This is a genomic window from Caballeronia sp. LZ035 (assembly GCF_031451175.1).
Lineage (GTDB): Bacteria > Pseudomonadota > Gammaproteobacteria > Burkholderiales > Burkholderiaceae > Caballeronia.
Genome location: NZ_JARUXS010000002.1, coordinates 357,220 through 383,658, shown reverse-complemented (window position 1 = coordinate 383,658; position 26,439 = coordinate 357,220). Strand labels below are relative to the sequence as shown.

The 26,439-nt window shown below is 65.5% G+C and carries 25 protein-coding genes; 14 read left to right on the top strand and 11 right to left on the bottom strand.

The genetic code is table 11. The features are described 5' to 3' along the window. Positions 1-51: 51 nt before the first annotated feature. The 7 genes from QCE88_RS17340 to QCE88_RS17310 all read right to left on the bottom strand — a co-directional run bounded on the left by QCE88_RS17340 (position 52) and on the right by QCE88_RS17310 (position 8,031). Positions 52-984 (bottom strand): MBL fold metallo-hydrolase, encoded by a 933-nt coding sequence (locus QCE88_RS17340; RefSeq protein WP_309904317.1) that lies wholly within the window; start codon positions 982-984, stop codon positions 52-54. Between the two features lie 197 nt (positions 985-1,181). Then, positions 1,182-2,096, bottom strand: a complete 915-nt coding sequence (locus QCE88_RS17335; protein ID WP_309904315.1) for a LysR substrate-binding domain-containing protein — start codon at positions 2,094-2,096, stop codon at positions 1,182-1,184. Continuing rightward, on the bottom strand, positions 2,093-3,565 hold the full coding sequence (locus tag QCE88_RS17330) for an NAD-dependent succinate-semialdehyde dehydrogenase (protein WP_309904312.1): 1,473 nt from the start codon (positions 3,563-3,565) through the stop codon (positions 2,093-2,095). Before QCE88_RS17330 ends, QCE88_RS17335 begins: the two co-directional genes overlap by 4 nt. A 43-nt stretch (positions 3,566-3,608) precedes the next feature. Continuing rightward, the gene (locus QCE88_RS17325) at positions 3,609-4,814 is read right to left on the bottom strand and encodes a CaiB/BaiF CoA-transferase family protein (RefSeq protein WP_309904310.1); all 1,206 of its coding nucleotides are present in this window, start codon (positions 4,812-4,814) and stop codon (positions 3,609-3,611) included. Positions 4,815-4,854: 40 nt separating this feature from the next. Next, positions 4,855-6,156 carry an MFS transporter gene (locus tag QCE88_RS17320; RefSeq protein ID WP_309904309.1) on the bottom strand — a complete coding sequence of 434 codons (1,302 nt, stop codon included), beginning with the start codon at positions 6,154-6,156 and terminating at the stop codon, positions 4,855-4,857. A gap of 49 nt (positions 6,157-6,205) precedes the next feature. Beyond that, complete coding sequence (locus tag QCE88_RS17315) at positions 6,206-7,147, bottom strand: amidohydrolase family protein (RefSeq protein ID WP_309906482.1); 942 nt, start codon at positions 7,145-7,147, stop codon at positions 6,206-6,208. Beyond that, on the bottom strand, positions 7,147-8,031 hold the full coding sequence (locus QCE88_RS17310; protein ID WP_309904308.1) for an NAD(P)-dependent oxidoreductase: 885 nt from the start codon (positions 8,029-8,031) through the stop codon (positions 7,147-7,149). Before QCE88_RS17310 ends, QCE88_RS17315 begins: the two co-directional genes overlap by 1 nt. A 146-nt stretch (positions 8,032-8,177) precedes the next feature. Between QCE88_RS17310 and QCE88_RS17305 the strand changes: the two genes are divergently transcribed. Next, entirely contained in the window at positions 8,178-8,984 is an 807-nt protein-coding gene (locus tag QCE88_RS17305; protein ID WP_309904307.1) for an FCD domain-containing protein, read from the top strand. A gap of 12 nt (positions 8,985-8,996) precedes the next feature. On the opposite strand, the gene QCE88_RS17300 is transcribed toward QCE88_RS17305, so the two are convergent. Together QCE88_RS17300 and QCE88_RS17295 are read right to left on the bottom strand one after the other, a co-directional pair. Beyond that, positions 8,997-9,791 (bottom strand): enoyl-CoA hydratase/isomerase family protein, encoded by a 795-nt coding sequence (locus tag QCE88_RS17300; RefSeq protein WP_309904306.1) that lies wholly within the window; start codon positions 9,789-9,791, stop codon positions 8,997-8,999. Between the two features lie 28 nt (positions 9,792-9,819). Then, positions 9,820-10,884, bottom strand: coding sequence for a tartrate dehydrogenase (locus QCE88_RS17295; RefSeq protein ID WP_309904305.1), 1,065 nt, complete (start codon positions 10,882-10,884; stop codon positions 9,820-9,822). Positions 10,885-11,049: 165 nt separating this feature from the next. On the opposite strand from QCE88_RS17295, the gene QCE88_RS17290 reads away from it, so the two are divergent. The 6 genes from QCE88_RS17290 (at position 11,050) to QCE88_RS17265 (ending at position 17,712) form a co-directional block, all read left to right on the top strand. Next, a complete protein-coding gene (locus tag QCE88_RS17290; protein ID WP_309904304.1) occupies positions 11,050-11,979 on the top strand; it encodes a LysR family transcriptional regulator in 930 nt (309 codons plus the stop codon). Between the two features lie 96 nt (positions 11,980-12,075). Next, entirely contained in the window at positions 12,076-13,056 is a 981-nt protein-coding gene (locus tag QCE88_RS17285; protein ID WP_309904303.1) for a 4-hydroxythreonine-4-phosphate dehydrogenase PdxA, read from the top strand. Beyond that, positions 12,938-14,452, top strand: coding sequence for an MFS transporter (locus QCE88_RS17280; RefSeq protein ID WP_309906479.1), 1,515 nt, complete (start codon positions 12,938-12,940; stop codon positions 14,450-14,452). Before QCE88_RS17285 ends, QCE88_RS17280 begins: the two co-directional genes overlap by 119 nt. Positions 14,453-14,560: 108 nt before the next feature. Beyond that, positions 14,561-15,943, top strand: coding sequence for an ethanolamine ammonia-lyase subunit EutB (locus QCE88_RS17275; RefSeq protein ID WP_309904302.1), 1,383 nt, complete (start codon positions 14,561-14,563; stop codon positions 15,941-15,943). Then, a complete protein-coding gene (gene eutC / locus QCE88_RS17270; RefSeq protein WP_309904301.1) occupies positions 15,940-16,713 on the top strand; it encodes an ethanolamine ammonia-lyase subunit EutC in 774 nt (257 codons plus the stop codon). The genes QCE88_RS17275 and eutC overlap by 4 nt, the downstream gene beginning before the upstream one ends. Positions 16,714-16,749: 36 nt before the next feature. Next, on the top strand, positions 16,750-17,712 hold the full coding sequence (locus tag QCE88_RS17265) for a helix-turn-helix domain-containing protein (protein WP_309904300.1): 963 nt from the start codon (positions 16,750-16,752) through the stop codon (positions 17,710-17,712). Here QCE88_RS17265 and QCE88_RS17260 read toward each other — a convergent pair. Next, a complete protein-coding gene (locus QCE88_RS17260; protein WP_309904299.1) occupies positions 17,685-18,326 on the bottom strand; it encodes an XRE family transcriptional regulator in 642 nt (213 codons plus the stop codon). The genes QCE88_RS17265 and QCE88_RS17260 overlap by 28 nt on opposite strands. Positions 18,327-18,538: 212 nt before the next feature. Here QCE88_RS17260 and QCE88_RS17255 point away from each other — a divergent pair, with 212 nt between their 5' ends. The 7 genes from QCE88_RS17255 to QCE88_RS17225 are packed head-to-tail and all read left to right on the top strand — an operon-like array spanning position 18,539 to position 24,632. Continuing rightward, positions 18,539-19,519 (top strand): transporter substrate-binding domain-containing protein, encoded by a 981-nt coding sequence (locus QCE88_RS17255; RefSeq protein ID WP_309904298.1) that lies wholly within the window; start codon positions 18,539-18,541, stop codon positions 19,517-19,519. 24 nt (positions 19,520-19,543) lie between these two features. Continuing rightward, the gene (locus QCE88_RS17250; protein WP_309904297.1) at positions 19,544-20,347 is read left to right on the top strand and encodes an amino acid ABC transporter ATP-binding protein; all 804 of its coding nucleotides are present in this window, start codon (positions 19,544-19,546) and stop codon (positions 20,345-20,347) included. A gap of 1 nt (position 20,348) precedes the next feature. Continuing rightward, a complete protein-coding gene (locus QCE88_RS17245) occupies positions 20,349-21,035 on the top strand; it encodes an amino acid ABC transporter permease (RefSeq protein WP_309904295.1) in 687 nt (228 codons plus the stop codon). Then, the gene (locus tag QCE88_RS17240; protein ID WP_309904293.1) at positions 21,032-21,685 is read left to right on the top strand and encodes an amino acid ABC transporter permease; all 654 of its coding nucleotides are present in this window, start codon (positions 21,032-21,034) and stop codon (positions 21,683-21,685) included. Before QCE88_RS17245 ends, QCE88_RS17240 begins: the two co-directional genes overlap by 4 nt. Before the next feature lie 50 nt (positions 21,686-21,735). After that, positions 21,736-22,116: a RidA family protein gene (locus QCE88_RS17235; RefSeq protein WP_309904291.1), complete on the top strand. Its 381-nt coding sequence runs from the start codon at positions 21,736-21,738 to the stop codon at positions 22,114-22,116. Further along, entirely contained in the window at positions 22,116-23,372 is a 1,257-nt protein-coding gene (locus tag QCE88_RS17230) for an FAD-dependent oxidoreductase (protein WP_309904289.1), read from the top strand. Before QCE88_RS17235 ends, QCE88_RS17230 begins: the two co-directional genes overlap by 1 nt. An 18-nt stretch (positions 23,373-23,390) precedes the next feature. After that, a complete protein-coding gene (locus QCE88_RS17225; protein ID WP_309904287.1) occupies positions 23,391-24,632 on the top strand; it encodes an FAD-binding oxidoreductase in 1,242 nt (413 codons plus the stop codon). Between the two features lie 28 nt (positions 24,633-24,660). Here QCE88_RS17225 and QCE88_RS17220 read toward each other — a convergent pair whose 3' ends face one another. Next, positions 24,661-26,427 (bottom strand): hypothetical protein, encoded by a 1,767-nt coding sequence (locus tag QCE88_RS17220; RefSeq protein ID WP_309904285.1) that lies wholly within the window; start codon positions 26,425-26,427, stop codon positions 24,661-24,663. Positions 26,428-26,439 lie beyond the last annotated feature (12 nt).

Sequence of the window (26,439 nt, the reverse complement as noted above, 5' to 3'; positions counted from 1 at the left end):
CGACAGGACTGAATGGGCTGAAGCAACGTGCGAAATCAGGACCCATTCGGCTCAGTAATCCCACAGCACCGGCACGAAGCGGAAGCCTTCCTTGTGCCTCGCAACGTGACCGATCGACGGGAAGGCAACGTGCGCAGCGGCAAGCAGCGCGCCGGTCTGGGCGGCTTCGTCGAGCAGCGCCACACGCACTTCCGCCGCCTTTTCCGGGTCGTGCTCGAAGCCATTCTGCCAATGCGGATGATCGAAGTTGACTTCGAAAATCGCATCGCCGACGAAGGTCAGCCTCTCGCCCTTCGATGCGATGTCCACGACGCAATGACCCGGCGTATGTCCGCCCGTCACGCGCGCCGAGACGCCCGGCGCGACGTTCGTGGTTCGGTCGAAGCGAACCAGGTTTTCGCTGTAGAGCTTCACGAATTTCTCCGCCGCCGCGCGCAGCGCCGGCGGCACCGTTTCCGGCATCACCGTCTTGCTGAAGTCGGGGTTCTTCCAGAACTCGACCTCCTCGGCCGCGACGTGAATGCGCACGTCGGGACGCAGCTTTCCCTTGATGCCATCGACGTTCAGGCCGCCGACGTGATCCATGTGCATGTGCGTAATCACGATATCGGTGAGCGCTTTGAGATCGATGCCGGCCGATTCGAGGCGCATCACGGACTGCCCGGCGCGCGTGAAGTATTCGAAGCCGTCGCCGACGCCCGAATCGATCAGGATCAGTTGCTCGCCGCTGCGCACGAGCGCGATGTTCAGCGCCCAGTCGAAGCGGTCGCGCTGCAGGAAGCGGCTGTCGAACCAGGCGTTGCGATCCGCCTCGCTCACGTTGGTGGACATGGTGGACGTCGGCAGCGGCAGGACGCCGTCGCTGATGAGCACCACATCCACGTCGCCGATACGGACCGCGTAACGCGACGGCACGAGTTCTCCCGAAGCCTGCTTGCCCGGACTCGTGATGACCGGCTGCACATTGCGGGTGGTCTGGCTCATGTTCGCTACTCCTTCTATCGATGGGGAAAGGCCGCACGGAGCGACACTATTGGCACGCTGCGCTTGCGTGCCGATCAGCTGTGCGACGAAGTGTAGTCAGGAGAGGCAGACGCCAGTAGCGTCGCGGAGGGGACCGTGATGTTGTTGCGAGCGCAACAATCGACGAGAGAGGAAAGCCTGAAGAAATACTGCGTGCATCACCCGCGCGGCGACCACGCGCCGCGCTCGAACTCCGACTCGAGAAACTCGACGCACGCCTTCACCCGCGCCGACGTCGCGAGCCGCGCCGGATACACGGCGAAGATATCGGCGGGCTGCGTGACCTCGGGCAGCACCTGGATGAGCCGGCCATCGTCGAGGTACGAACGGACGTTCCAGATCGAGCGCAGCATGATGCCGCGACCCGCCAGCGCCCATTGGACGGCCGCTTCGCCATCGTTCGATGCAAGCGCGCCGCTGACCTTCACGCGCACGTCCGCGCCGTCCACGGCGAAACGCCACACGCCGAACGGATGATCGCGCTCCTTGATGCACAGGCATTCGTGCGCCTGCAATGCTTCGATGCTGTCCGGCGTGCCACGGGCGCGCAGATAGTCCGGTGACGCGCACAGGATGCGGTGATTCATCGCGAGATGCCGCGCGATGAGATGCGGCGCGATGTCGTTGCCCACGCGGATGTCGAGGTCATACCCTTCGGCCGCCACATCGACGATGCGGTCGAACAGGTCGAGCCGCACGTTGAGTTGCGGATGCGTCTCGATGAAGCGCGCCAGCACCGGCGCGACCACGCGCCGTCCGAAGCCGAAGCTGCTCGAAATGCGCAGCATGCCGCGCGGCGCGTGCTTGACGCCGGAGACGTCGTCGATCAGTTGATCCGCATCGTCGAGCAGTTGCTGCGCGCGCCGGTAAAGACGCTCGCCTGCTTCGGTCAATGCGACGCGCCGCGTCGAGCGAAACAGCAAGGGCACATCCAGCGCGCTTTCGAGCAACTGGATGCGCTTGCTGACATACGCAGGCGACACCGACAGAAAGTCGGCCGCAGCGGCAAAGCTCGCCTTCTGCGCGACAACATGGAAGACCCGCAGATCGTTCAGATCGACATGACGGTTCAATCGAGCCCGCCCTCGCACACGTACTTCACGGAGAGATAGTCGTCCAGCCCATAGCGCGAGCCTTCACGGCCATAACCCGATTCCTTCACGCCGCCGAACGGCGCCGCCTCGCTCGACACCGCGCCTTCGTTCGCACCGACCACGCCCGCTTCCAGTTGTCCGGCCACGCGATGAATGCGCCGCGCATCGCGCGTGTAAAAGTAAGCGGCGAGACCATAAGGCGTGTCGTTCGCCGCGCGGATCACGTCTTCCTCGCGCTCGAAGCGAAACAGCGGCACGACCGGCCCGAAGGTCTCCTCGCAGCACACCGCCATGCCGTCGCGGGCATCGAGCAGCACGGTCGGCGCATAGTAGTTCGGACCGAGCGCATCGAGCCTGCGACCGCCGGTCAGCACGCGCGCGCCGTGCGAGAGCGCGTCGTCCACGTGCCGCGCAATCTTCTCGACCGCGCGCGCATTGATCATCGGGCCGATCTGCGCGGCATCGTCGGTAGCGGGGCCGACTTTCAGCGCCGCCACGCGCTCGCCCAGCTTGCGCGCAAACGCTTCGTAGACTCCCGACTGCACGTACACGCGATTCGGACACACGCAGGTCTGGCCACCATTGCGGAACTTCGAGGCCATGAGCCCTTCGATGGCGGCATCGAGATCGGCGTCATCGAACACGATGAACGGTGCGTTGCCGCCCAGTTCCAGCGACAGCTTCTTCAACGTATCCGCCGACGCCCGCGCGAGATGCTTGCCCACCGCCGTCGAGCCGGTAAAGGTGATCTTGCGCACGCGTGCATCGGCGAGCCAGTCGGCCACCGCTGCAACGCCGTGTTCGCGCGAAGCCGCGATCATGTTGAGCACGCCATTGGGCACGCCGGCTTCGAGCGCCAGTTGCGCGAGCGCCAATGCGGTAAGCGGCGTGTCCTCGGCGGGCTTTGCAACCACCGTGCAGCCCACGGCGAGCGCGGGCGCGATCTTGCGGGCGATCATCGCGAGCGGAAAGTTCCATGGCGTGATCGCCGCGACAATACCGATGGGTTCCTTCACCGCGCTCATGCGCTTGCCGCGCTGCTGCTGCGGAATGAGGTCGCCGTAGACGCGCGGGCCTTCCTCCGCGAACCATTCGATATACGACGCCCCGTAGCGCACTTCGCCGCGCGCTTCAGCCAGCGGCTTGCCCTGCTCGGTGGACATGATGCGCGCGAGATCTTCCAGGTTTGCGAGGATCAGCCCGTGCCAGCGGCGCAGGATGGCCGCGCGCTCGCGCGGCAAGGTCGCGCGCCAGGCGGGCAACGCGTGGGCGGCGGCATCGGTGGCGGCGTGTGCATCGGCTGCGGTGCTGTCGGGGACTTCTGCAAAGCGATCGCCATTCGCGGGATTGATGACCGGATAGCGTCCGCCTTCGGCCGCCCCGCTCCATTTACCGTCGATCAGATTGCCCGTGCGCACGAGCTCCGGTCGCGTCAGTTCGAGAAACATTGAATGTCCTTGAGATAAGTGCCGTGTTCAGTTTCAGCCGACTTCATTCGGCCCGCGCGAACACGGTGCCGGATTCGTGCATCGCGTCGATCTGTGCGTCGGCATAACCGATCTCGCGCAGCACTTCACGCGTGTGCTGGCCGAGCAAGGGCGCCGCCAGTCCCGATTGCGACGCATTGCCGTTCGAGAAACGGATCGGCAGGCCAATGCCTTTCACGTCGCCCGCGAGCGGATGGTGCGACTCCACTACCATGCCGCGCGCCTGCGCCTGCGGATGTTCCAGCGCCTGCGAGACATCGAGCACCGGACCGGCGGGCAGGCCCACTTCATCGAACGCGCGAATCCATTCGTCGGTCGTGCGCGTCATCAGACGCTCGGTCAACAGGCGCACCAGTTCGTCGCGATTGGCCATGCGCCCGGCGTTGTCGGCGAAGCGCGGGTCGGCGGCGAGCTGCGGCATGTCGAGCACCGACAGCAGACGCTCATAGTTGCTCTGGTTCGCCGCACCGATGTTGATCCAGCCGTCCTTCGATGCAAACACCTGATACGGCGCGCTCGTCGTGTTGGCCGAGCCCATCTTCTTCGGCAAGGTGCCTTGCGCGAACCAGCTTGCGGCAGGCCAGTACATCTGCTGCAACGCCGCTTCGAACAGCGAGGTATCGACGATCTGTCCTTCGCCCGTCTTCAGCTTGTGCGTGTAGGCCGCCGAGATGCCGAGCGCGGCGAGGATGCCCGCGTTGATGTCCGCGACCGGCGAGCCCGCCTTGACCGGCGGCCGGCCTTCCTCGCCGGTGAGGCTCATCATGCCGCTCATGCCTTGCGCGATCAGATCGAAGCCGCCCTTGCTCGCCCAAGGACCGGTGCGTCCGAAGCCCGAGATGCAGCAATAGATGAGACCCGGATTGATCTGCTTCAGCGTGTCGTAGCCGAGACCGAACTTCTCCATCGTGCCTTCGCGATAGTTCTCCGTCACGACATCCGCGCTTTCCAGCAGCTTGCGCAGCACATCGCGCGCGCCTTCGGTCTTGAGATTGAGGCCGATGCCCCGCTTGTTGCGATTCACGATCATGAACGATGCGGATTCGCCGTTATCGAGCATCGGCGAGAAGCGCCGCGAGTCGTCGCCATGCGGAATCTTTTCCACCTTGATGACTTCCGCGCCCATGTCGGCGAGCATCATGCCGCACACCGGTCCCGACATGATGTGCGCCAGTTCGATCACGCGCATTCCGCTCAGAGGTCCTGCCATGTCTGTCTCCTTTCAGGTCGATTCGCTTGACTTGTTTGCTTCAGGCTGCGCGCCGGTCCACGCCGCCTGCGGCGAGCCGGCGTTCGCGCGTGACGATCAGCACCAGCGCCGCGCCGAGCGCAAGGCACGCGCCGACGACGATCAGCGCCACGTCGGTGCGGCCCGTCACCGTGTTCAGATAGCCGATGAGATAAGGCGCGACGAAGCCCGCCAGATTCGCGATGGCATTGATGAGCGCGATGCCCGCGGCGGCCGTGACACCGGTCAGCAGCGCGGTGGGCAGGCCCCAGAATAGCGCGGGAATCGAGTACACGCCCATGTTGGCGACGCACAGCGCGAACACGCCGAGCGCCGGCTGACGCTGCCACACGACACACAGCGCAAAGCCCACCGCAGCCGTGACATAGGCGATGGTCAGGTGCCAGCGCAAGTCGTTGCGGCGGCTCGAACTGAGGCCCATCAGCACCATTGCGACGATCGCACAGGCGCTCGGAATCGCCGTCAGCAAACCGATGCTCAACGCATCCTTCACGCCCATGCGCTGCACGAGTGTCGGCATCCAGAAGCTGATGGCATAGAGGCCCATCGTGAAGCCGAAGTAAATGGCGATCAGCGCCCACATGCGCCCGCTTGCCAGCAGCGCGCCGAAGCCGGTCTCCAGCTTGTGACGGTTCTCGCTCGCGAGCACGGTTTGCAGATGCCGCTTTTCATCGTCCGAGAGCCAGGTTGCGCTCGCGATGCTGTCGTTCATGCGGAACCAGATATAGACACCGAGCAGCACGGTCGGAATGCCTTCGCAGAGGATCAGCCATTGCCAGCCCCGCAGGCCGCCGAGGTCGCTCATGTAATGCAGGATCGCGCCGGACACGAGACTGCCGAACAGCCCCGACGATGCGAGCGCCACATAGAACACGCCCCACGCCCGGCTGCGCCGCGCACCCGGATACCACTGGCTCATGTAATAGATGGCGCCAGGAATGAAGCCCGCTTCGGCGAGACCGAGCAGGAAGCGCATGACGTAGAACTGCATCGGCGTGCGGACGAAGATGGTCGCGCACGAGAGCAGGCCCCAGGTCAGCATGATGCGCGAGATCCAGCGGCGCGCGCCGACCTTGTGCAAGATGATGTTGCTCGGCACTTCCAGCAGGAAATAGCCGATGAAGAAAATGCCCGCGCCGAAGCCATAAACCGCGTCGCTGAAATGCAGGTCGCTCGCCATCTGCAACTTGGCGAAGCCCACGTTGACGCGGTTCACATAGGAAAAGAAAAACGCCAGCATCAGGACCGGAAGTATCCGCGTGGATATCTTCCGGAAGAGCCGGTTCTCATCGATTGCCTGCATGTTCGTCTCCTGGGTTTTCTTTATGATCATGCGTTGGGAAAGGCTTATTTCATGGCACGTCCACTCGATACACGCGCTGGCAGGTGCCTGCAAACAGCGCGCGCAGTTGCGTGTCGGTGGCGTCGGGCAGCGCGGCGGTTACATCGGCGATCATCTGCGTGAAGCTTGCGGAGAGACCGCCTACCGGCAGGTTGCTCGCGAACATCGCGCGCCCATAGCCGAACATCTCCACGGCTTCGCGCACCACGCGCCGGTTGCTGGCGCTGTCCCATACGCCGCCCTTCAGCCCGAGTTCGGAAACCTTGAGAACAACGTTCGGGCAATCGGCGAGCGCCTGCATGCCGCGCCGCCATACCGTCAGCCCCGCGTCCGATCGATCCAGCGGCAAGCCGAGATGATTCAGCACGACCGTGGTCCCCGGAATGCCGCGCACCACTTCAGCCGCTTCCTCCAGATGCCAGAACGGCACGCGCAAGTCCCACGACAGACCGAAGCGTTCGAGCAATGCGAGGCCGCGCAGCCAGGCGTCGTCCTGCATCGTGCCGGGCTGGCCGCGCACGCTCGAAGCAGCATCCGGCGCCGTCACCGGCTTCGAACGCACGCCGCGCACGAGCGGATGCGCGGCATGCGCCGCGAGCACCGCTTCGCAATCGTCCTGGATAAAGTACACATGCGCGACCGCCGCGCACGGCAAGCCTTCACGCGCCTTCAACCGCGCGAGGAAATCGTTCTCGCGGGTCTGCTCGCTGCGGGCGCGCTCGGCTTCCATGTGCACCGTGCCGATCACGTCGAAGCCCGCCGTCGCCGCGCGATAGTCCGCAGGCAGGAAGTCACGGCAGATCGCGCGGTAATCGCCCAGGAAGAAGTCCGGGTTGTACGCGTCGGTCAGCCACGGATAGTGGCCGTCGGTGAGATCGAAGAAATGATGGTGCGCGTCGAGGATCGGCAAGTCGAAGCCCAGTGCATTGCGCGGCGCATCCGCTGCCTGCATCACGCGGCCTGCTCGACGTGGCCCGCGAGCAGCGCGATCAGTTCCGGCACCGGCGTGTGTTCGCCGCCTTCGGTCACGGCCTGTTGATAGACCTCGCGCACCGCGCTTGCCGCCGTATGCGCCGCGCCGACTTCACCCGTCATCGCGACGTAATAGCTCATGTCCTTCAGCGCATTCGACATCGAGAAACGGAAGCCGGAACTGTCCGCCGATTCGATGAAAGGCCGCAGCCGCTTGAACACGACGCCGTCGCCACCGCCCGCCGCCAGCACGCTGATGAGCACATCAGGGGACACGCCCGCCCGGTTCGCGCAGGCGGCGGCTTCGGCCAGCACGGCCGAGAAGCCCAGCGAGACGAAGTTATGCAGCAGCTTGAGGCGATGCCCGGACGACGCCTCGCCCGCATACACGATGTTCTCCGCAAACGTCTGCAAGAGAGGCAGGCATTCGTCGAACACGGCACGCTCGCCGCCGACGATCAGATTGATGCGGCCTTCGGCGGCCTCCTTTGGCGTGCGCGTCATCGGCGCATCGAGGAAGCGCGCGCCGGCGTCCTGCACCGCCGCCGCAATGCGCACGGTCGATTCGGGAATCGCGGTAGAACAGTCGATGACCACCGTCCCCGAGCGCAACGCTTCCAGCACGCCATGATTGAACAACACGTCTTCCACTTGCGGCGTGCCGGTGACGCACAGGATCAGCACGTCCACGGATGCGGCCAGTGCCTTCGGATCAGCCGTGGAGCGCGCACCGGCCGCGCACAGCGCATCGAGCGGCTGGTTGCCCGGATGCTCCAGCACGCTCAGCGCATAACCATGCTTCTGGATATTGCTCGCGATGCCGAGTCCCATCATGCCCACCCCGATCACGCCAATCTGCTTCATGCCATCTCCTGATTTATGTTTGCCGATGCATGCGACGCGGCTGACTCGCATCGCTCAAGTCATAGTACAAATTTATACGACACATTTGTCAAGCGAATTTCTCGGCGATGCTATGATCGAATGACCCGAACTCATCGCTTCCGATCATGCAAGACGCCAGGATGAACAACGACGAGTCCACCCTCGCCGACCGCGTGACGCGGCTGCTGGTGGATCAGATCCGCAGCGGCTATTACCCGGTGAATGCAAGGCTGCCCACCGAAAAATTCATGACCGAGCAGTACGGTGTGAGCCGTACGGTGGTGCGCGAGGCCATCTCGCGACTCAAGTCCGAGGGCCTCGTGGACACGCGCCAGGGCAGCGGCACCATCGTGCTCGATCCGAAGGCCGCGCAGGTGTTCCGCCTCGCGCGCGACGAAGTGAATCCGGCGGCGGGCGTGGTGCGCATCATCGAGTTGCGGCGCGGCATCGAGGCGGAGATGGCGGCGCTGGCCGCCGAGCGACGCACCGTGGCGCAGATGAGCGTGATCCGGCGCGCGCTCAAGGCTATCGACCGCGCCGTGGCCGAAGGCGGCGACGGCGTCGAGGCGGACCTCGAATTCCATCTGGCCATTTCGCGCGCGGCGGGCAACCCCTATTTCACTGAACTCCTGTCGATGCTGACGCACGCGCTCCAGGACGCCATCCGCATCACGCGAACCAACGAAGCGCGCCGCGCCGATCTCGCCGACGACGTACGCGCGGAACACGAAGCCATCGCCGCTGCTATCGAGGCGCGCGATCCCGACGCCGCGCGCCACGCGGCTCACGCGCACATGCAGCGCACTGCCGTGCGCATCCAGCAAGTGGATCGCAGCTTCTGGAGTGGCGACCGTGGCGCGGCCGCGCAGCGGCTGTCGCGCGCGCGGCTCGATACAGTGATCGAAAAGCCGACGCGCGGCACGAAGGGGTGAATCAAAGCAGCGTCACTCGCCGACCCAGACCGGCGGGCGCTTCTCCGTGAATGCCGCAACGCCTTCATGAAAGTCGCGGCTGCCATAACACTCGCGCACCAGATCGTCGCCTTGCAACGGCAGTGCGGCGAGCATCCGCGAGATGGATTGCTTGGTCACGCGCATGGTGACCGGCGCGTTGCGAGCCAGTCGATCCACATGCACAGCGGCACGCGCATCGAGTTGATCCGGCTCGCAGCATTCAAAGACAAACCCTGCGGACAGCGCCTCTTCCACGTTCAGCATGTCGCCCAGCACGAGCATGCGCTTGGCCCGCCCGATGCCGAACTCCGCGACGAGCCGCGCCGTATTGCCGATCGCGAGGCAGTTGCCCAAGGTACGCGCAATGGGCACGCCGAACTTCGCGCCGGGCGTCGCGATGCGCAGGTCGCAACACGCGGCAATCGCCAGCCCGCCGCCCACGCACCAGCCATCGACGATGGCGAGCGTCGGCATCGGCAACGCATCGATGCCGCCGAGAATGCGCTCGATGCGATGCTCGTAGTTCACGCCGTCCTCGCCGCTTTCGAACGCGCCGAACTGGCGAATGTCGGTGCCCGCGACGAAGGCCTTACCGCCCGCGCCGCGAAACGTCACCACGCGCACTTCGCGTGATGCGGCAAGCCGTTCGCAGATCGCTTCGAGCTGCTCGTACATGTGCCAGGTCATCGCGTTGTGCGCCGTCACGCGGTCGAACACCACGTGCGCCGCCGCGCCCTCGATGACGAGACGGACTTCGCCGTCGCCGCTTGCATCGGTCTGAGTCATGCCGTGTCCCCGTTGTCGATGATCCGCTTCAGCCGAGGCGCGCAAGCACCGCGCCGCCCACTTCGCTCGTGCTGGCCTGGCCGCCGAGATCGCCGGTATGCGGGCCGTCCTTCAGCACGTCGGTGATGGCAGCGAGGATCGCGTCGTGCGCCTGCTGTTCTCCGAGAAACTCGAGCATCATCGCGGCGGACCAGATCATCGCGATCGGATTGGCGATGCCCTTGCCCGCGATATCCGGCGCGGAGCCGTGCACCGGTTCGAACAGCGACGGGAAATCGCGTTCCGGATTCATGTTCGCCGAAGGCGCGATGCCGATGGTCCCCGTACAGGCCGGACCCAGGTCCGAGAGAATGTCGCCGAACAGATTCGTGGCGACGACCACGTCGAAGCGGTCCGGACTGAGCACGAAGCGCGCGCACAGGATGTCGATGTGCTGCTTGTCCCACGTCACGTACGGATACTGCGCGGCCACTTCGGCGGCGCGCGCGTCCCACCATGGCATGCTGATCGAGATGCCGTTGCTCTTGGTGGCCACCGTGATCTTCTTCGCGCGGCTCTGCGCCAGATCGAAGGCGAACTTGAGCACGCGTTCCGAGCCCTTGCGCGTGAAGATGGAGGTCTGCGACACGAACTCGCGTTCCGTGCCTTCGTACATCACGCCGCCCACCGACGAATACTCGCCCTCGGTGTTTTCCCGCACGATCATGAAGTCGATGTCGCCTGCCTTGCGCTTCGCCAGTGGCGAGGGCACGCCTTCGAACAGGCGCGCGGGACGCAGGTTGATGTACTGGTCGAACTCGCGGCGGAACTTGAGCAGCGAGCCCCACAGCGAGATATGATCCGGCACCTTCGCGGGCCAGCCCACCGCGCCGAAGAGAATGGCGTCGCAGGCTTGCAGTTGCGGCTTCCAGTCGTCGGGCATCATCTGGCCGTGGGCTTCGTAGTAATCGCAACTGGCCCATTCGATGTGCTCGTATTCCAGCGCGATGCCGAAGCGTTTGCTCACGGCATCGAGGGCGCGCAGCGCTTCGGGCATCACTTCCACGCCGATGCCGTCTCCCGGAATCACGGCGATGCGATAGGACTTGCTCATGCTGCTCGTCTCCTTGACAGGTCGATGGTGGCCATTCTAGTCGCCGCGCGTCCGCGCTTCGACCGCATAACGGTGAAGTGATTCTGCACGAAGTGTGAATAATCGGCTGACGGCGTCGCGGTGTGCGCGCGCTAGAATCGGCACGTTCCTTTCATCAGGCAAGCCATGACGCGCCGCTCCGACCGCATCCAGTTCGACCTGAAGACGCTGCGCCTGTTCGAGGCCACCGCGGAACTGGGCGCGATCACCAAGGCCGCCGAACGCCTTGCGCTGGCGCCCGCCGCCGCATCGCGACGCATCAGCGAGATGGAGACGCAACTCGGCGTCGCGCTGTTCGAGCGCCGTCCGCATGGCATGACCCTGACCGACGCGGGCCGTGCGTTGCTGGCTCATGCGCGCAGCATGATTCACACCGCCGAGCGCATGCACGAGGACGCCGCCGCGTTCCGGCAAGGCGCGCGCGGCGTCGTGAAGATCGCGGCGTGTACCTCGGCGGTATTGCAGTTCCTCGCTGAAGACGTGCAGCGCTGCCACGCGGCGCATCCGGGTATCGACATCGACTTGCAGGAAGCCAACAGCCACGGCGTGATGCAGGCGCTCACGCGCGGGACCGTCGATATCGGCATCTACGAGGCTTCGCTCGGACGGCTCGATCTGCCGACCCGGCCCTATCGCGAGGACCGGCTGGTCGTACTGACCACCGCCGACCACGCGCTCGCCGCGCACACCGAAGTCCGCGCCGCCGAACTGCTCGACTACGACGTGATCGGCCTCACAGCAGGCTCGGCCATCTCGATCGCGCTCAGCCGTCTCGCGAGCCAGATGGACCGCAGCTTGCACATGCGCATTCGCGTCGGCAGCTTCGACAGCATGACGGCGATGGTCGCGGCGGGCGTCGGCATTGGCGTGATGCCGCTGGGCGTGGCGCGCGTGCTGGCCGGCGGCAAGCGCTTTCGCATCCTGCCGATAGAAGGCGCGTGGCCCGTGCGCCAGATGCTGCTGTGCCATCTTCCGGCCGATGAACTGTCCTCCTCCACCCTCGCCGTGCTGGACCTGCTGGCGCAGCCGGTTTCGCAAAAGGCGAAACCTGCGTAAGCCAATGAGCGATGGCGTGGGCGCGTGTTTGTCCTTAACGTAAGGACTTTCCGCTCGCAAGAAGCGGAGCGTTCCCACCGTCATCGCCGGAGCTTCATGACTTCCATTCCCGTACGCATCGCGCTCAGCATCGGCGACCCCGCCGGTATCGGCGCGGAGATCATCGCGCGTCTGCTGGCGGATCCCGCCACGCGCCAACGTGCCCACGTCACGCTGATCGGCAATCGCGACGCCCTCGTCCGAGGCGCCGCCGCCGCGAATGTGCCGGTCCCCCAGGCCAGCGACTGGCTCACGATCCTGCCGTGGGCCGGCAGCGACACGGTGTTCGAGCCGGGTGTCATCAGCGAGGCGAGCGGCCGCTTCATGCTCGATTCGTTGCGCCTCGCCGTGCAGCAGGTCACCGAAGGTCATGCCGATGCCGTGTGCTTCGGCCCGCTCAACAAGAGCGCGTTGCGCGCGGGCGGCATGCAGGAAGAAGACGAGATGCGCTGGTTCGCGAAGCTGCTGGACCATCGCGGCGTGTGCGGCGAACTCAACGTGCTCGATCCGCTGTGGACCGCGCGCGTGACCTCGCACATTCCGCTGCGCGAAGTGTCCGAGCGGCTTTCGCCGGAAGCGGTGGCGGACGCCATCGGCATGCTCACGACGGCGCTGCGCGCGGCGGGCGTCGCGGAGCCGCGCATCGGCGTGTGCGGACTCAATCCGCATAACGGCGATCACGGCAACTACGGCAGCGAGGAGACCGACATCATCGAGCCGGGCATGCGTCTCGCCGCTCAACGCGGCTGTGCGTCCACCGGCCCCTATCCCGCCGACACCATCTTCCTGCGCGCCCGCGCCGGCGAACTGGACGGCATCGTCACGATGTATCACGACCAGGGGCAGATCGCGACCAAGCTGCTCGGCTTCGAAGTGGGCGTGACCGTGGAAGGCGGCCTGCCGATTCCAGTGACGACGCCTGCCCACGGCACCGCGTACGACATCGTCGGACAGGGACGCGCGAGCGGCACCGCCATGGCGCGCGCGTTCGATCTCGCCTGCCGCATGGCGCGCTCGACGCAAGCAGCCACCGCCTGACCAAAGCAAGTGTGAAAAAAGACCGGCGGCGCACGCACGCGCCGACACGGTCATCGCATCTGGAGGAGACATGGATTCGCAATCGCTGCGCACACCGCGCACGCAGGTTCAAAAGGTCGTGCTCGCGCTACTCTGCGCGATGTCGTTCATCCTCTATCTCGACCGCGTGAATCTCGCCGCGGCCGCCGGGCCGATCAAGGCCGAGCTGGGGCTGTCCAACACCACGCTCGGTGTCGCGTTCTCGGCGTTCGGCTATACGTATGCGATCTTTCAGATTGTTGGCGGCTGGCTCGCCGATCGCATGGGCGCGCGCCGCACGCTGTTCGTCTGCGGTGCGATCTGGGTGGTCGCGACCATCGCCACCGGCATGGTCGGCGGACTGGCCTCGCTGTGCGCGGCGCGGCTGTTGCTCGGCATCGGCGAAGGCGCCGCGCTGCCCGCGCAGGCCCGCGCCATCGCCAACTGGTTTCAGATGAAGGACCGCGGCTTCGTGCAGGGCATCACGCACTCGTCGTCGCGGCTCGGCAATGCCGTTGCGCCGACGCTCATCGCGCTGCTCGCCACGCTCTATTCATGGCGCCTGTCGTTCGTGATCGTCGGCGTGCTGACGGCCATCTGGATCGTCGTGTGGGTCTGGTACTACCGCGACGATCCGCGCGCGCACCGGCGCATCAACGAAGCCGAACTCGCGCTGCTGCCGCCCGCCGCCGATCCTTCGCAGGTGCGCGCCGCGACACCCTGGCGACGCATCTTCGGCCGCATGACGCCGACCATCTTCGTGTACTTCTGCCAGGTCTGGAGCAATACGCTGTTCTTCAGCTGGGTGCCGCTGTTCTTCCTGCATGGCTATGGACTCAACCTGAAGGAGTCGGCCATCTTCGCGTCGGGCGTGTTCCTCGCGGGCGTGGTCGGCGACGTGACGGGCGGCTTCCTCAGCGACCGCGTGCTCAAGCGCACCGGCAGTCTCAGGAAGGCGCGTCAGGGTGTCATTGCTTTCAGCCTGCTGGGCGCGCTCGGCTTCATGATTCCGGTGATGCTGAGCCGCGATCTGACGGTGGCCACCACCTGCCTGTCCGGCGCGTTCTTCATGCTCGAACTCACGGTGGGCCCGATCTGGGCCGTGCCGATGGACATCGCCCCGCTCCACGCCGGCACCGCGAGCGGCATGCTCAACACGGGCGCGGCGCTCGCGACGATCATCTCGCCGGTCGTGTTCGGCGTGGTGATCGACGCCACCGGCAACTGGAGCCTGCCGTTCGTGGGCTCGCTGCTGTTCCTGCTGCTGGGCGCGTTGATGACGCTCAGGATTCACCCGGACCGCACGATCGACAATGCGCCCGAGCGGCATGGGCTGGACAGCGACGATCCGGCGGGTGCGGTCGGGCGGTCGGGCTGAGCACGTCACGAAAGCCGACGCACGCCCGCAAGTTTGCCGATTTTCGATAACGCTCGACGGGCTGCCCTGCTTAACATGGACTGAACGCGACCAGTCCAGGAGCACCCGTTGAGTCATGCAGAAACCATCGGCCATCGAACCTGGCGCTTCGCCGATCTGAAAACCCTGCTGGCAAAGGCCAGTCCCTTGCGTTCGGGCGACCAGCTCGCGGGCATCGCCGCGGCGAGCGAGGAAGAGCGCGTCGCCGCGAAGCACGCGCTGGCCCGCGTGCCCCTGCGCGCGTTCCTGAACGAGCCGCTGATTCCGTACGAACAGGACGAAGTCACGCGCCTGATTCTCGACGGGCATTCGCCCGCCGCCTTTGCCGAGATCGCTCATCTGACGGTCGGCGACTTTCGCGACTGGCTGCTGAGCGCATCGGCCGACACGGCGGCGCTCACGCGCATCACCGATGGCCTCACGCCCGAGATGGTCGCCGCCGTCTCCAAGCTGATGCGCAACCAGGACCTCATCGCGGTGGCGCGCAAGCGTCCGGTCGTCACGCGCTTTCGCAATACCATTGGACTGCCGGGGCACATGTCGGTGCGCCTGCAGCCCAATCATCCGACCGACGATGTCAAGGGCATCGCCGCCTCCATGCTCGACGGCCTCATGTACGGCTGCGGCGACGCCGTCATCGGCATCAATCCCGCCACCGACAGTCTCGCCGCCATCACGACGCTGCTCGTCATGATCGACGAGTTCCGCGAACGCTTCCAGGTGCCCACGCAATCCTGCGTGCTCACGCACGTGACCAACACCATCAGCGCGATAGAGAAAGGCGCGCCGGTGGACCTCGTGTTCCAGTCGATTGCCGGCACCGAGAAAGCCAATGCAAGCTTTGGCATAACGCTCGCGCTGCTGCACGAAGCCTTCGATGCCGCGCGCTCGCTGCAACGCGGCAGCGTAGGTAACAACGTGATGTATTTCGAAACCGGCCAGGGCAGCGCGCTCTCGGCGGATGCGCATCATGGCGTCGACCAGCAGACCTGCGAAGTGCGCGCCTATGCGGTGGCGCGCCGCTTCGAACCGCTGCTCGTCAATACGGTGGTGGGCTTCATCGGCCCGGAGTATCTCTACGACGGCAAGCAGATCATGCGCGCCGGGCTGGAGGATCATTTCTGCGGCAAGCTGCTCGGCGTGCCGATGGGCTGCGATATCTGCTACACCAATCACGCCGAAGCGGATCAGGACGACATGGATGTGCTGCTCACGCTGCTGGGCGTGGCGGGCATCAACTTCATCATCGGCGTGCCGGGCGCGGACGACGTGATGCTCAACTATCAGAGCACGTCGTTTCATGACGCCCTCTACGCGCGCGACGTGCTCGGCCTGAAGCGCGCGCCGGAGTTCGAGGCGTGGCTCGAAGCCATGCGCATCACCGATGCGCGCGGCGCGCTGCTGGAAACCGCATCGCGCGTGCCGCTGCTCGAATGGATGGCGCACGAATGAGCGACGACGTCATCGGCAATTCCTGGGCGGCGCTGCGCGCTTTCACGCAGGCGCGCATCGCGCTCGGGCGGGTGGGCAGCGGGCTGCCGACTGCGCCGCTGCTCGCGTTCCAGCTCTCGCACGCGCAGGCGCGCGACGCGGTGCATCATCCGCTCGATGTCGCCGCGCTGCGCGCGCGTCTCCACGATGCGGGCTTCACGGAGGTGATCGACGTACACAGCGACGCACCCGATCGCGCGCATTATCTGCGCCGCCCTGATCGCGGCCGGCGTCTGGCCGACGCGAGCCACAGCACCCTCGCTGACGCGCCGAAAGACCACGACGTGCTGTTCGTCATCGCCGACGGCCTGTCCGCCTTTGCCGCTTCGAGACAGGCCGTGCCCTTGCTTCAGGCGGTCCACACACGCCTCGCGGGCTGGCGCATCGGTCCCGTGGTCATCGCACGGCAAGGCCGCGTCGCCCTGGGCGACGAGATCGGCGAACGCTTGCGGGCGCGCATCGTCGTGATGCTGATCGGCGAGCGGCCGGGCTTGAGTTCGCCCGACAGCCTCGGTATCTATCTGACCTTCGAACCGAAGGTCGGACGCAGCGACGCCGAGCGCAACTGCATCTCCAACGTCCGTCCCGAAGGTCTGGGCTACGAGGCCGCCGCCTACAAACTGCACTATCTGCTGACACATGCACGCCGCCTGGAGATGACCGGCGTCGGCCTGAAGGACGACAGCGATGCCTTGGTCACGCTGAACGGCTATCCCCTGTCGATCGAATGAAATCGACACGGCATTTTGGCGACCTATAGTCGATGCATGAACAGCGCAACGACCGCATCGACGTCATCGCGCCCTGCCGCCGTGCGCCACGTCGTCTCGCACGACGCAGACGAACAGGCCGGCAACCTGCACGGCTGGCGGCAACTCTACGATCAACTGAGCGCGGGCCGCTTCGTCGGCATGCTCGAGGAAACGCACGTCGAAGGCATGCATCTATTTCGCGAAACCACGAGTCAGGGGCTGCGACAGACCTGCGAAGTGCCCGCCGATTCATGCTGGTTCGGCATTCCGCTCACGCGCGGCGCAACGGGACGCATCCACGCCCGCGCGCTCGCCGACGATGCCCTTGCCTTCCGGCCGGGCGGCGTCGAGTTCGAACTGGCGACGCCGCCCGGCTACGAGATTCTCGGCGTGGTCATGAAGCGCGCCGCACTTGGGCGCTATGCGCATACGGTGGAACACGTCGCCCTCGAAGACGCCTTGCCGCGCGGCGATGTCACTTTCGTCACTCCCGCGAAGCGCGCGCAACTTGGGGCTTCGCTGCTATCGATGCTGCGCGGCGGCGCTTCAATGCCCTCCGTGGCGCTCGCGTGGATCTTCGAAAGCGGCGCGCTCGGCTGCGGCGCGGATGCGCCCTTGCCTGCGCCTTCGCGGCGCGGCGAGATCGCGGCAGCGGCACGCCGTCATGTGCTCGCGCATCGCGACCGCGCGGTGAACGTGCCCGAACTGTGCGCGCATCTGCATGTCAGCCGGCGCACGCTTCAGTACTGTTTCCAGGAAGCGTTCGGCATGGCGCCGAACGTCTATCTGCGCACCCTGCGCCTCAACGGCGCGCGGCGCGATCTGCGCCATGCCGTGCAGCGTGAGCAAAGCGTGCAGGATATCGCTGCCTCATGGGGCTTCTGGCACCTGAGCCAGTTCGCACTCGACTATCGCAGGCTGTTCGGCGTCAGGCCTTCGGACACGCGTGCTCAGGGTCTTGCGACGATCGACAGATAACGCGTCGGCAACTTCACGCCATAGCATGCGTGCGGCGTGCCGGCGTCGAAGTAGATGCTGTCGCCCTTCTCCAGCGTGAGCGGCGCGTAATCGCGCATCAGGAACAGCAGCGTGCCCTCGGTGACATAGATGAACTCCTGCCCGTCGTGAGCGGACAACGTGTGCTTGCCCGTGTCGGCGGTGGCTTCGATCAGCGTCGGCTCCATCGACTTGGTCACCAGCTCCGTGCCGAGCCACTCGAACACGCCGGTGGAGGTCGGATGCTTGATGCCGTGCCCTGCGCGGCTGACCGCGCGGCAGCCTTGCGCAAAAGACTTGTCGTTGCCCCCGACCATGTCCGGCCAGCGAATGTCGAGCGCCTTCGCCAGCCGCGACAGCACGGCATACGTAGGAGAAATGCGGCCGTTCTCGACGCGCGAGATGGTGGATATGGCCACTGACGACAACTCGGACAACTTCGCGAGCGTCATGCCGCGCGCGTGACGATGCTGCGCAATGGTCTCGCCCGGACTGGTTTCCTCGGCCGGCGCGGGCGTCTCCTGCCTGCGGCTCGCAACCGCCTTCGCCGCGGTCTTGCGCACGGGCGTTTTGCGTGCCCGGTTCTCTGTCTTCATGGTGTCTCTTCTGATCTGTTCGATGCATGACGGGGGAACGCCATCCCGACATGGTGACACAAGCGCGCCTGCTTTGCGCTAATTTGCGTATTTGCAAAATTTTTGCTTGACCGCGCGATTTTAGCTTTCTACGATCGTTTTCACGGTTTTGCATAAATGCAAAAAAGAAGCCGCCGCTACCCGTTCACTCACACAAGGAAGGGCTGACCACCATGATCGACGATCCAATCCAGCGCGCCATCGAAACCGTCAAGTCTTCACGGCGAGGCTTTCTCAAGACGGCGGGCTATGGCGTCATGGCGGGCCTCGGCGCAAGCACGCTGGGCACCAACGCCTTCGCGGCGGCGCCCGTCGGCAGCGCGATCAAGACGGTGCGTCCCGGCTACCTGACGGCCGCGTGTCTCGGCGACATGCCGATCGCATCGGTCCGCGACGGCAAGCTGGTCGGTACCGACTTCGACATGCTGGCGCTGATCGCCGAGCGCCTGCAACTGAAGATCGACGTGCAGAACATGAGTTTCTCCGCCGTGATCGAGGCGGTGAAGTCGGGGCGCGTGGACTGGTTCGGCGGCAACTTCGCCTGGACGCCGATCCGCGCGAAGCTGTTGCTGCTGACCGATCCCGTCTTCTATACCGGCGCCTACGTGATCATGCGCAAGAACCAGACGCCCAAGACGTCGCTCACGGTGGCGGACCTGAGCGGTCATACCATCGGCACGGCCACGGGCTATTCGGTGGTGCCGGACATGAAGAAGGTGCCGGGCGTGGTCGAGGTCAAGCTGTATGACGGTATCGATTCGTGCCTGCGCGACGTGACCGCCGGCCGCCTGGACTTCGCCGTGCTCGACGCCCCGACCGTCGACTACATGATCCAGCAGAATCCGTCGTGGGGCCTCAAGCAGATTCCCATTGCATTCGACACGGCCTATCCGAGTCTCACCGGCAAGTTCGCGTCGATCTGGGGCGTGAGTCCGGACAAGAAGGACCTGTTCGACGGCATCAACGAAGGCGTGCGCTGGCTGTGGCGCACCAACCAGATCAAGCCGATCCTCGCGAAGTACGGCATCGACAATCCGGACTATCTCCAGCCGATGCCCACCGATCCGCGCATCGGCGTGGACCGCGACGCGAAGGGCGCGCTCATCGGACCGTTCGCGCACGAACCGCGCGATTTCAGCCAGGCCTTCGCGTAAGGCGCGCTCATGGGACACCGCGACATGGCAGCCACGCTCATCGACCCTTCGTCCGTCGACACCCGGCCACTGGTACGCATCGACGGCTTGCACAAGTCCTTCGGCGCGCATCACGTGCTGAAGGGGATCGACCTCGACGTGATGCCCGGGCAGAAGGTGTCCCTGATCGGCCCGAGCGGCTCGGGCAAGACCACGCTGCTGCGCTGCGTGAACTTCCTGGAAACGCCGAGCGCGGGTCATGTGCTGATCGACGGCGAGGCCATCGGCGAGCGACAGCAAGGCAAGCGCTGGCTGCCGATGTCCGGGCGCGATCTCGCGGCGATGCGCGCCAACATCGGCATGGTGTTCCAGCGCTTCAACCTGTTCCCGCATCTCAGCGTGCTCGACAACGTGCTGCTCGGTCCACGCAAGGTGCAGAAGCGCAACGGCCGCGACTTGATCGACGAAGCGCGCGCGATGCTGACGAAGGTCGGCATGGACGAGAAGCGCGACGCGTTTCCGGACCAGCTCTCGGGCGGCCAGCAGCAGCGCGTCGCCATCGCACGCGCGCTCGCCATGAAGCCGCGCCTCATGCTGTTCGACGAAGCTACTTCCGCGCTGGATCCGGAACTCGTCGGCGAGGTGCTCGGCGTGATGCGCAAGCTTGCAGAAGAAGGCATGACGATGATCATCGTCACGCATGAGATGCGCTTTGCGGAAAGCGTCTCGGACAAGGTGGTGTTCATGGCGGACGGCAAGATCGTCGAAGAAGGGCCGCCGCGCCAGATCTTTCACGACGCGCAGGCCGAGCGCACGCGCGCGTTCCTGCGCGCCGTGCTGGAGCACTGACATGACGCTGCTCACCGCATGGGCGGACAGCCTGCACTTCCTGCCGTATTTCGTGCGCGTGCTGTGCGTCTCCGCCGTCACCACAGTGGCGCTCGCGGCCAGTGCATTCTGCGTGGCGTTCCTGCTGGGCTTCGTGCTGGCCTTGATGCGCCTGTCGCGCAGTGCGTGGCTGAAGGGCATCGCGAACGTCTATCTCGAACTGTTCCGTAACGTGCCGCTGCTGACGCAACTGTTCGTGCTGTACTTCGGGCTGGAGCGCATCGGCGTGTCGCTGCCCGCGTTCGTCGCGGCGACCCTCGGCTTCGGACTGAACGGCGCGGCCCTGCTGTCCGAGGTGTTCCGCTCGTCCATCAACGGCGTGGATCGCGGCCAGCGCGAAGCCGCTATGGCCATCGGCATGACCTGGCCGATGGCGCTCGCCACGGTCGTGCTGCCGCAAGCGATGCGACTCGCGTTGCCGGCGCTAGCCAACTTCGCCATCGGCTTGCTGAAGGATACGTCGCTCGCCTCCGCCGTCGCGGTGCCCGAGCTGGTGTTCCGCGCGAAGATGCTGGTCAGCGAGACCTACCAGACCAACCTCATTTATTTCATCGTCGCGATCATTTACCTGCTGCTGAGTCTCGCGCTGTCGCGCCTCTCGACGGCGACCGAACGCGGCTTCGGCAAAACGAGGACGGCGCTGTCATGAGCTACGCGGAATTGTGGGCCTCGATGCACGACGAACTGTTCCAGGCCGCGTGGGCCACCTTGCGGCTGGCGTGCGGGGCCATCGTCATCGGCATCGTGCTGGGCCTCGTGCTGGCGGTCGTGCGCATTGGCAGCGGCGGCATGGCCGGACGGATCGCACGCATCTACATCGAAGTGTTTCGCGGCACGCCCGCGCTGGTGCAGCTGTTTCTCGTGTACTTCGGCTTCGTCGCCATAGGCATTCGTTTCGATTCATATCAGGCGGCCGTGATCGGACTCGGCATGAATGCCGCCGCCTACTTCGCGGAGATCTTTCGCGCGGGCATTGCAGCCGTGCCGCGCGGCCAGAGCGAGGCGGCCTACAGCATCGGTATGACCGGCGGCGCGGCGATGCGCTGGGTCGTGCTGCCGCAAGCCCTTCGCCTCGTGCTGGCGCCCTCGGGCAACGTCGCGATCTCGCTGCTCAAGGACACCTCCGTGGCCTCGCTGATCGCCGCGCCCGATCTCATGCTGCGCGCCCAGGATCTCAGCTCGCAATACTTCATGCCGTTCGAAATCTACGTCACCGTGGGGGCGTTCTACTTCGTGCTGTGCTATCCGCTCTCGCAGCTGATGCGGCACATCGAGCGACGTCATCCGTCGCACGGCTGACAGCCACGCTTTCCAACCCGAGCATCACGCTCACTTTCAGGAGTACCAGTATGCGCAAGGTCATCGCAACCGGCTTGCCGGATGGAACCGCACCGGTGGAATGGGCAACCGTCTCGAACGGCACACTCTACACGGCAAGCATTCCCGTGCGCGCGGACGGTTCGATCGAAGACGGCGACATCGTCAAGCAAGCCGAACTCACCTTCAACAACCTGAAGCAGATCGTCGAGTCGGCGGGCGCCACGATGGACGACGTGACGCAGGTGCAGGTCTTCCTCACAGACAAGAGCTATTTCGAAGGCATGAACGAGGTGTATCGCCGCTACTTCACGAAGCCTTATCCGAACCGTGCAACGATCATCGCCGACCTGATGGTGCCGGGCGGCAAGATCGAAATTCTCGCTCACGCGGATGTGAGCAAGGCCGCCTGATGAAGCATGTCATCGTCATCGGTGCGGGCATCATCGGGACGACGACCGCGCTCGCCCTCGCGGGCGCGGGCTGCCGCGTCACGGTCATCGACAGCCGTTCCGAGGCCGGCCTCGAAACCAGTTTCGCCAATGGCGGCCTGCTCGCCGCCAACAGCGCGTTGCCGTGGTCCTCGCCCGGCACGCCGCTGCAACTGCTCAAATGGCTCGGCCGCGAAGATGCGCCGCTGCTGCTGCGCCCGCGCGCCATTCCGGGACTCGGCATGTGGGGCCTGCGCTTTCTCGCGAACTGCCGCGCCAGCAAGTATCAGCGGACCGCCGCCGCGCTGACCGCCTTCGGGCAGCACAGCCTCGCCATCATGGAGCGTCTGCTCGGCGAGCAGCGCATCGAGGCGAAGATCCGGCACGGCGGCCTGCTCGAACTCATTCGCGGCAAGGACGCCGAACGTCACGCGGAAGACTTCGCACGCATGCTCGAACGCATGGGCGCGAAGGTCACGCGGCTCGACGGCGCACAGACCGCCGCGCTCGAACCCACGCTGGCGCCCATCGCCAACAGCATCGGCACCGGCTTGCTGCTCGAAAGCGACGCCTGGGGCGACGCGCGTGCATTCAGCGTCGCGGCGGCGGCGGCGGCGCAGCGCCAGGGCGTGACCTTCCGCTGGAACGCGGACGTGCTGGGCATTGACGTGAGGGCCGGCGCGGTGCGTGGCGTGCGTCTGCATGACGACTATCTCAGCGCGGACAGCGTCGTGGTGTGCGCGGGCGCGCTCTCGCCTGCCGTGGTCGCGCCGCTCGGCGTGCGCTTGCCGATGGCGCCCGTCAAGGGCTATTCGCTGACGCTCGCCGCCAGCGATCTCGACTTCATGCCGGCACGGCCCATTGTCGATGACTTCGAGCACATCGGCGTGACGCCGCTCGGGGACACGCTGCGCGTCGCGGGCACGGTCGAATTCGACGGCTTCGACAAAACGCTGCGCCCGGCGCGGGTCGACAATCTCAGGCGTGCGCTGAGCCGGCTGTTTCCTCGCATGACGCTGCCCGACAACGTGCGGCCGTGGTGCGGCCTCCGGCCCATGGCCGCCGATGGCCTGCCGCTCGTCTCCGCCACGCGTGTGCCGCAGTTGTTCGTCAATACCGGCCATGGCGCGCTGGGCTGGACGCTTGCGTGCGGTTCGGCGGAACTTGTCACATCGATGGTCACGGGTCAAACGGACGGGCGCGGTTCGCCCTTCAGTCTCACACGTAGCTTCTGGTAAGTTGCCAAAGGGTCAAGCATGGAAAGGCGTGAGGTCGTGGTGATCGGCGCGGGCGTGGTGGGCGTGTCGTGCGCGTTGTGGCTGCGCCGTCAGGGACACGACGTGATGCTGGTCGATCGCGGGGAGATTGCGGGGGCCGCCTCGTTCGGCAATGCGGCAACCATCGCGGACTATGCGTGCACACCCGTGCCGCAGCCGCGCATCTGGCGCGACATGCCGGGCCTGCTGTTCGGCGTGGAGTCGCCGCTGTCGATTCGCTGGTCGCGCATCGGGCAGTTCGCCGGATGGCTCGCGGGCTTCCTCGCGCAGTGCAACCGGCGTGCGTATGTCGCCAATACGGAGGCGCTCGCCGCGATCCTCCAGCGCACGTCCGAAGGCTATGCGCCGCTGCTCGACGCCAGCCCCGAGGCGCGCGCGTTCATTCGTCACGAAGGCTGCCTCTACGCTTACCGGACCGAACAGGGCATGCGTCGCGCCACCGCCGATATCGCCTTGCGCCGCGGCCTCGGCGTGCAGCAAGAGGTGCTCGGCCCCGACGAACTGACGCGCCTCGAACCGGCGCTGCACGGCCGCGCGCTGGGCGCGATCCTGTTTCCGTCCGCGCGTCATCTGCTCGATCCGCAAGGCTTCGTGCAGGCACTGGCGCGGCCGTTGATCGAAGAAAGACGTTGCGCCCGCATGGAGATTGCCACGCTCAACGCAAGCGCGCGCGGCATCGAGATCGGCACGGCGGATGGGCGGGGCATCCTCGCGGATCGCGTGGTGCTCGCGGGCGGGCCGTGGTCCGCGCAACTGGCGGCGCAGATGGGCGACCGCATCCGGCTCGGGGCGGAGCGCGGCTATCACGTCGAGTTTCAGCTTGAGAAGCCGCTGTTCACCCGGCCGACCTGCATTGCCGAATCGAGCTTCTACATGACGCCGTTGCGCGACGGACGCCTGCGCGCGGCGGGCACCATCGAACTCAGCGGGTTGTCGATGCCGCTGAACACGAAGCGCACCGACTTCATCGAACGCAACATCCGGCGCAACATTCAACTGCAAGCGCCGGTGCGCAGCAGTTGGGTCGGGGTGCGGCCGACCCTGCCGGACTACCTGCCGGTAATCGGGCCGTCATCGGCGGACCCGCGCGTGATCTATGCGTTCGGCCATCAGCATCTCGGCATGACGCTGGGCGGCGCGACAGGTCAACTCGTGGCGCAACTGATCGCGGGGGAACGCCCCGCGCTGCTGGAACGGTTCTCGGCGAGGCGCTTCGCTTAGCGCGGACGCCTCTGCCGCGCGGCTTCGCTCAAGCCAGCACCGCCGCCCCCACCTTCGTCTTCCAGTCCGACATGACCTGGTGCGAATTGAGCGCGTGATTCAACAAGCCCTGCACGCTCTTGATGGCCGCCTTCTGCTTCGTGGTTTCATCGCTCGTATGCAGGATCACTTCCTTGCGCTCGCGCGCCTTGAACGAGAAGCCCGAATCGCGCATGTACTTGGCTGCGTAGTGCTTCAACGCGGAGAAGTAATCCGTGCCCGCGTCGTAGCTGCGTTGCGACGTATCGCCGAGATCGTTCACCATGCGGATCATCGTCATCAGGCTGCCGCAGATGCCGGTGTTCAGCGTGAGCATCGGGATGATCGCGCCGGCCTTGCAGCCTTCCTTGAAAAACTCGGTGAAGCGCGCCGTGTCGTGCACCAGGCCGCCGCGGTTCATGGTCGCCGCCCTGAAGTTGCCTTCCTGATAGTTCTCGCGCGGCTCGCGGTCGTACATCTGCCGCGCGAGCTTCAAAAAGTCGGCGATGCGATGCGCCTCGGCCAGCCGCATGATGGTCTTGACGAGCCATTCGATCGCCGTCATCACCGCGCTGACGAGCGCGCCCGCGCCGGGCAGGAAGATCTGCGCGGACAGGCCGCCCACACCCTTCAGCACGTCCTTCACGCCCCCGCCGATATCCATCTCCATCTCACGCTCGATGGCGCGCGCGAGTTCGGCCGGATGTCCTTCGCGCAACTCGAACTTCTTGCGCAGCGAAACCATGGAAAATTTCTGGGCCACGGCCGCGAAGGTCTTGGCGAGCCCCGTGAAGATCTCGATGCCTGAGCCGACATACGGCGCCGACGCCTGGCAGATCGCCACGACCGCCTTCTCGATCAGCGTCTTGATCGCGCTGCCCGCCAGCGACGCGGGCCAGTCGCCGTCCGCCAGCATTTTGGTGCGCACGGTATCCACAACGCCGCGGATCTTGTTGTAGACCCACTGCTTGAACTTCTCCCACTCGGTGGTGATCTGCCATGACCCGAGCGTCCGGAACGACGCACCCGCCAGCGCCTGACGCTTGATCATCTGCTGCGCGGCCATTTCCGTGCCGTCGCTCGATGCAACTGTCTGTCCGACACCGAGCGCCTTGCCGCCCAAGCCGATGAACGTCGACGCATCCTGACTCGGCAGCTTGCCCATCCCGACCGACTTCGACGTCATCTTGTTGCCGGTCGCACTGAAGATGGCGTTGCCGCTGTCGCCGGAGAGCTTGGTGGGATCGTTCTTCGAGATGTCGAAAGTCGTGCCGAGCGAGATCGCCGTGCCCGCCACGCTCAGGCCTTCGATTGCCATGCTCGCGTAGTTCGCCGCGCTCAACTCCACCGTGATGTTGGACAGCAGATACAGCACGCCGAAGCGCGCATGCGGAATTTCGTGGTTATCGATCCTGGAAAGCGCCGTCGCATGCACGACCGACGGCGCGACCGCCACGCTCTTTTCCAGCGCCTTGAAGAGGTCCGCCATGAAGCCCTTGCTCGCCTTGTTGCGCTCGCACTTGCTCCACAAACCATGCTTCTCGCGCAGATAGGCCTTCATCTGGTTGTAGAGCATGTGCGCGGCATAGCGCTCCTGATCCGGCGACTTGTTGACCTGCGCGTAGAACGCCTTGTAGCACTCGTCCATCGCGAGCGTCGACGGACTGCGCTTCGAGAACGTCAGCGAAGTCTTCTTGATCCATTCGTCGGGGCTCGGCAAGGTGCCGAGCGTGGGCGTGAGCGACGAAATCCTCGGAAAGCTGGCAGGCATGTTCATGACGGGACCCGT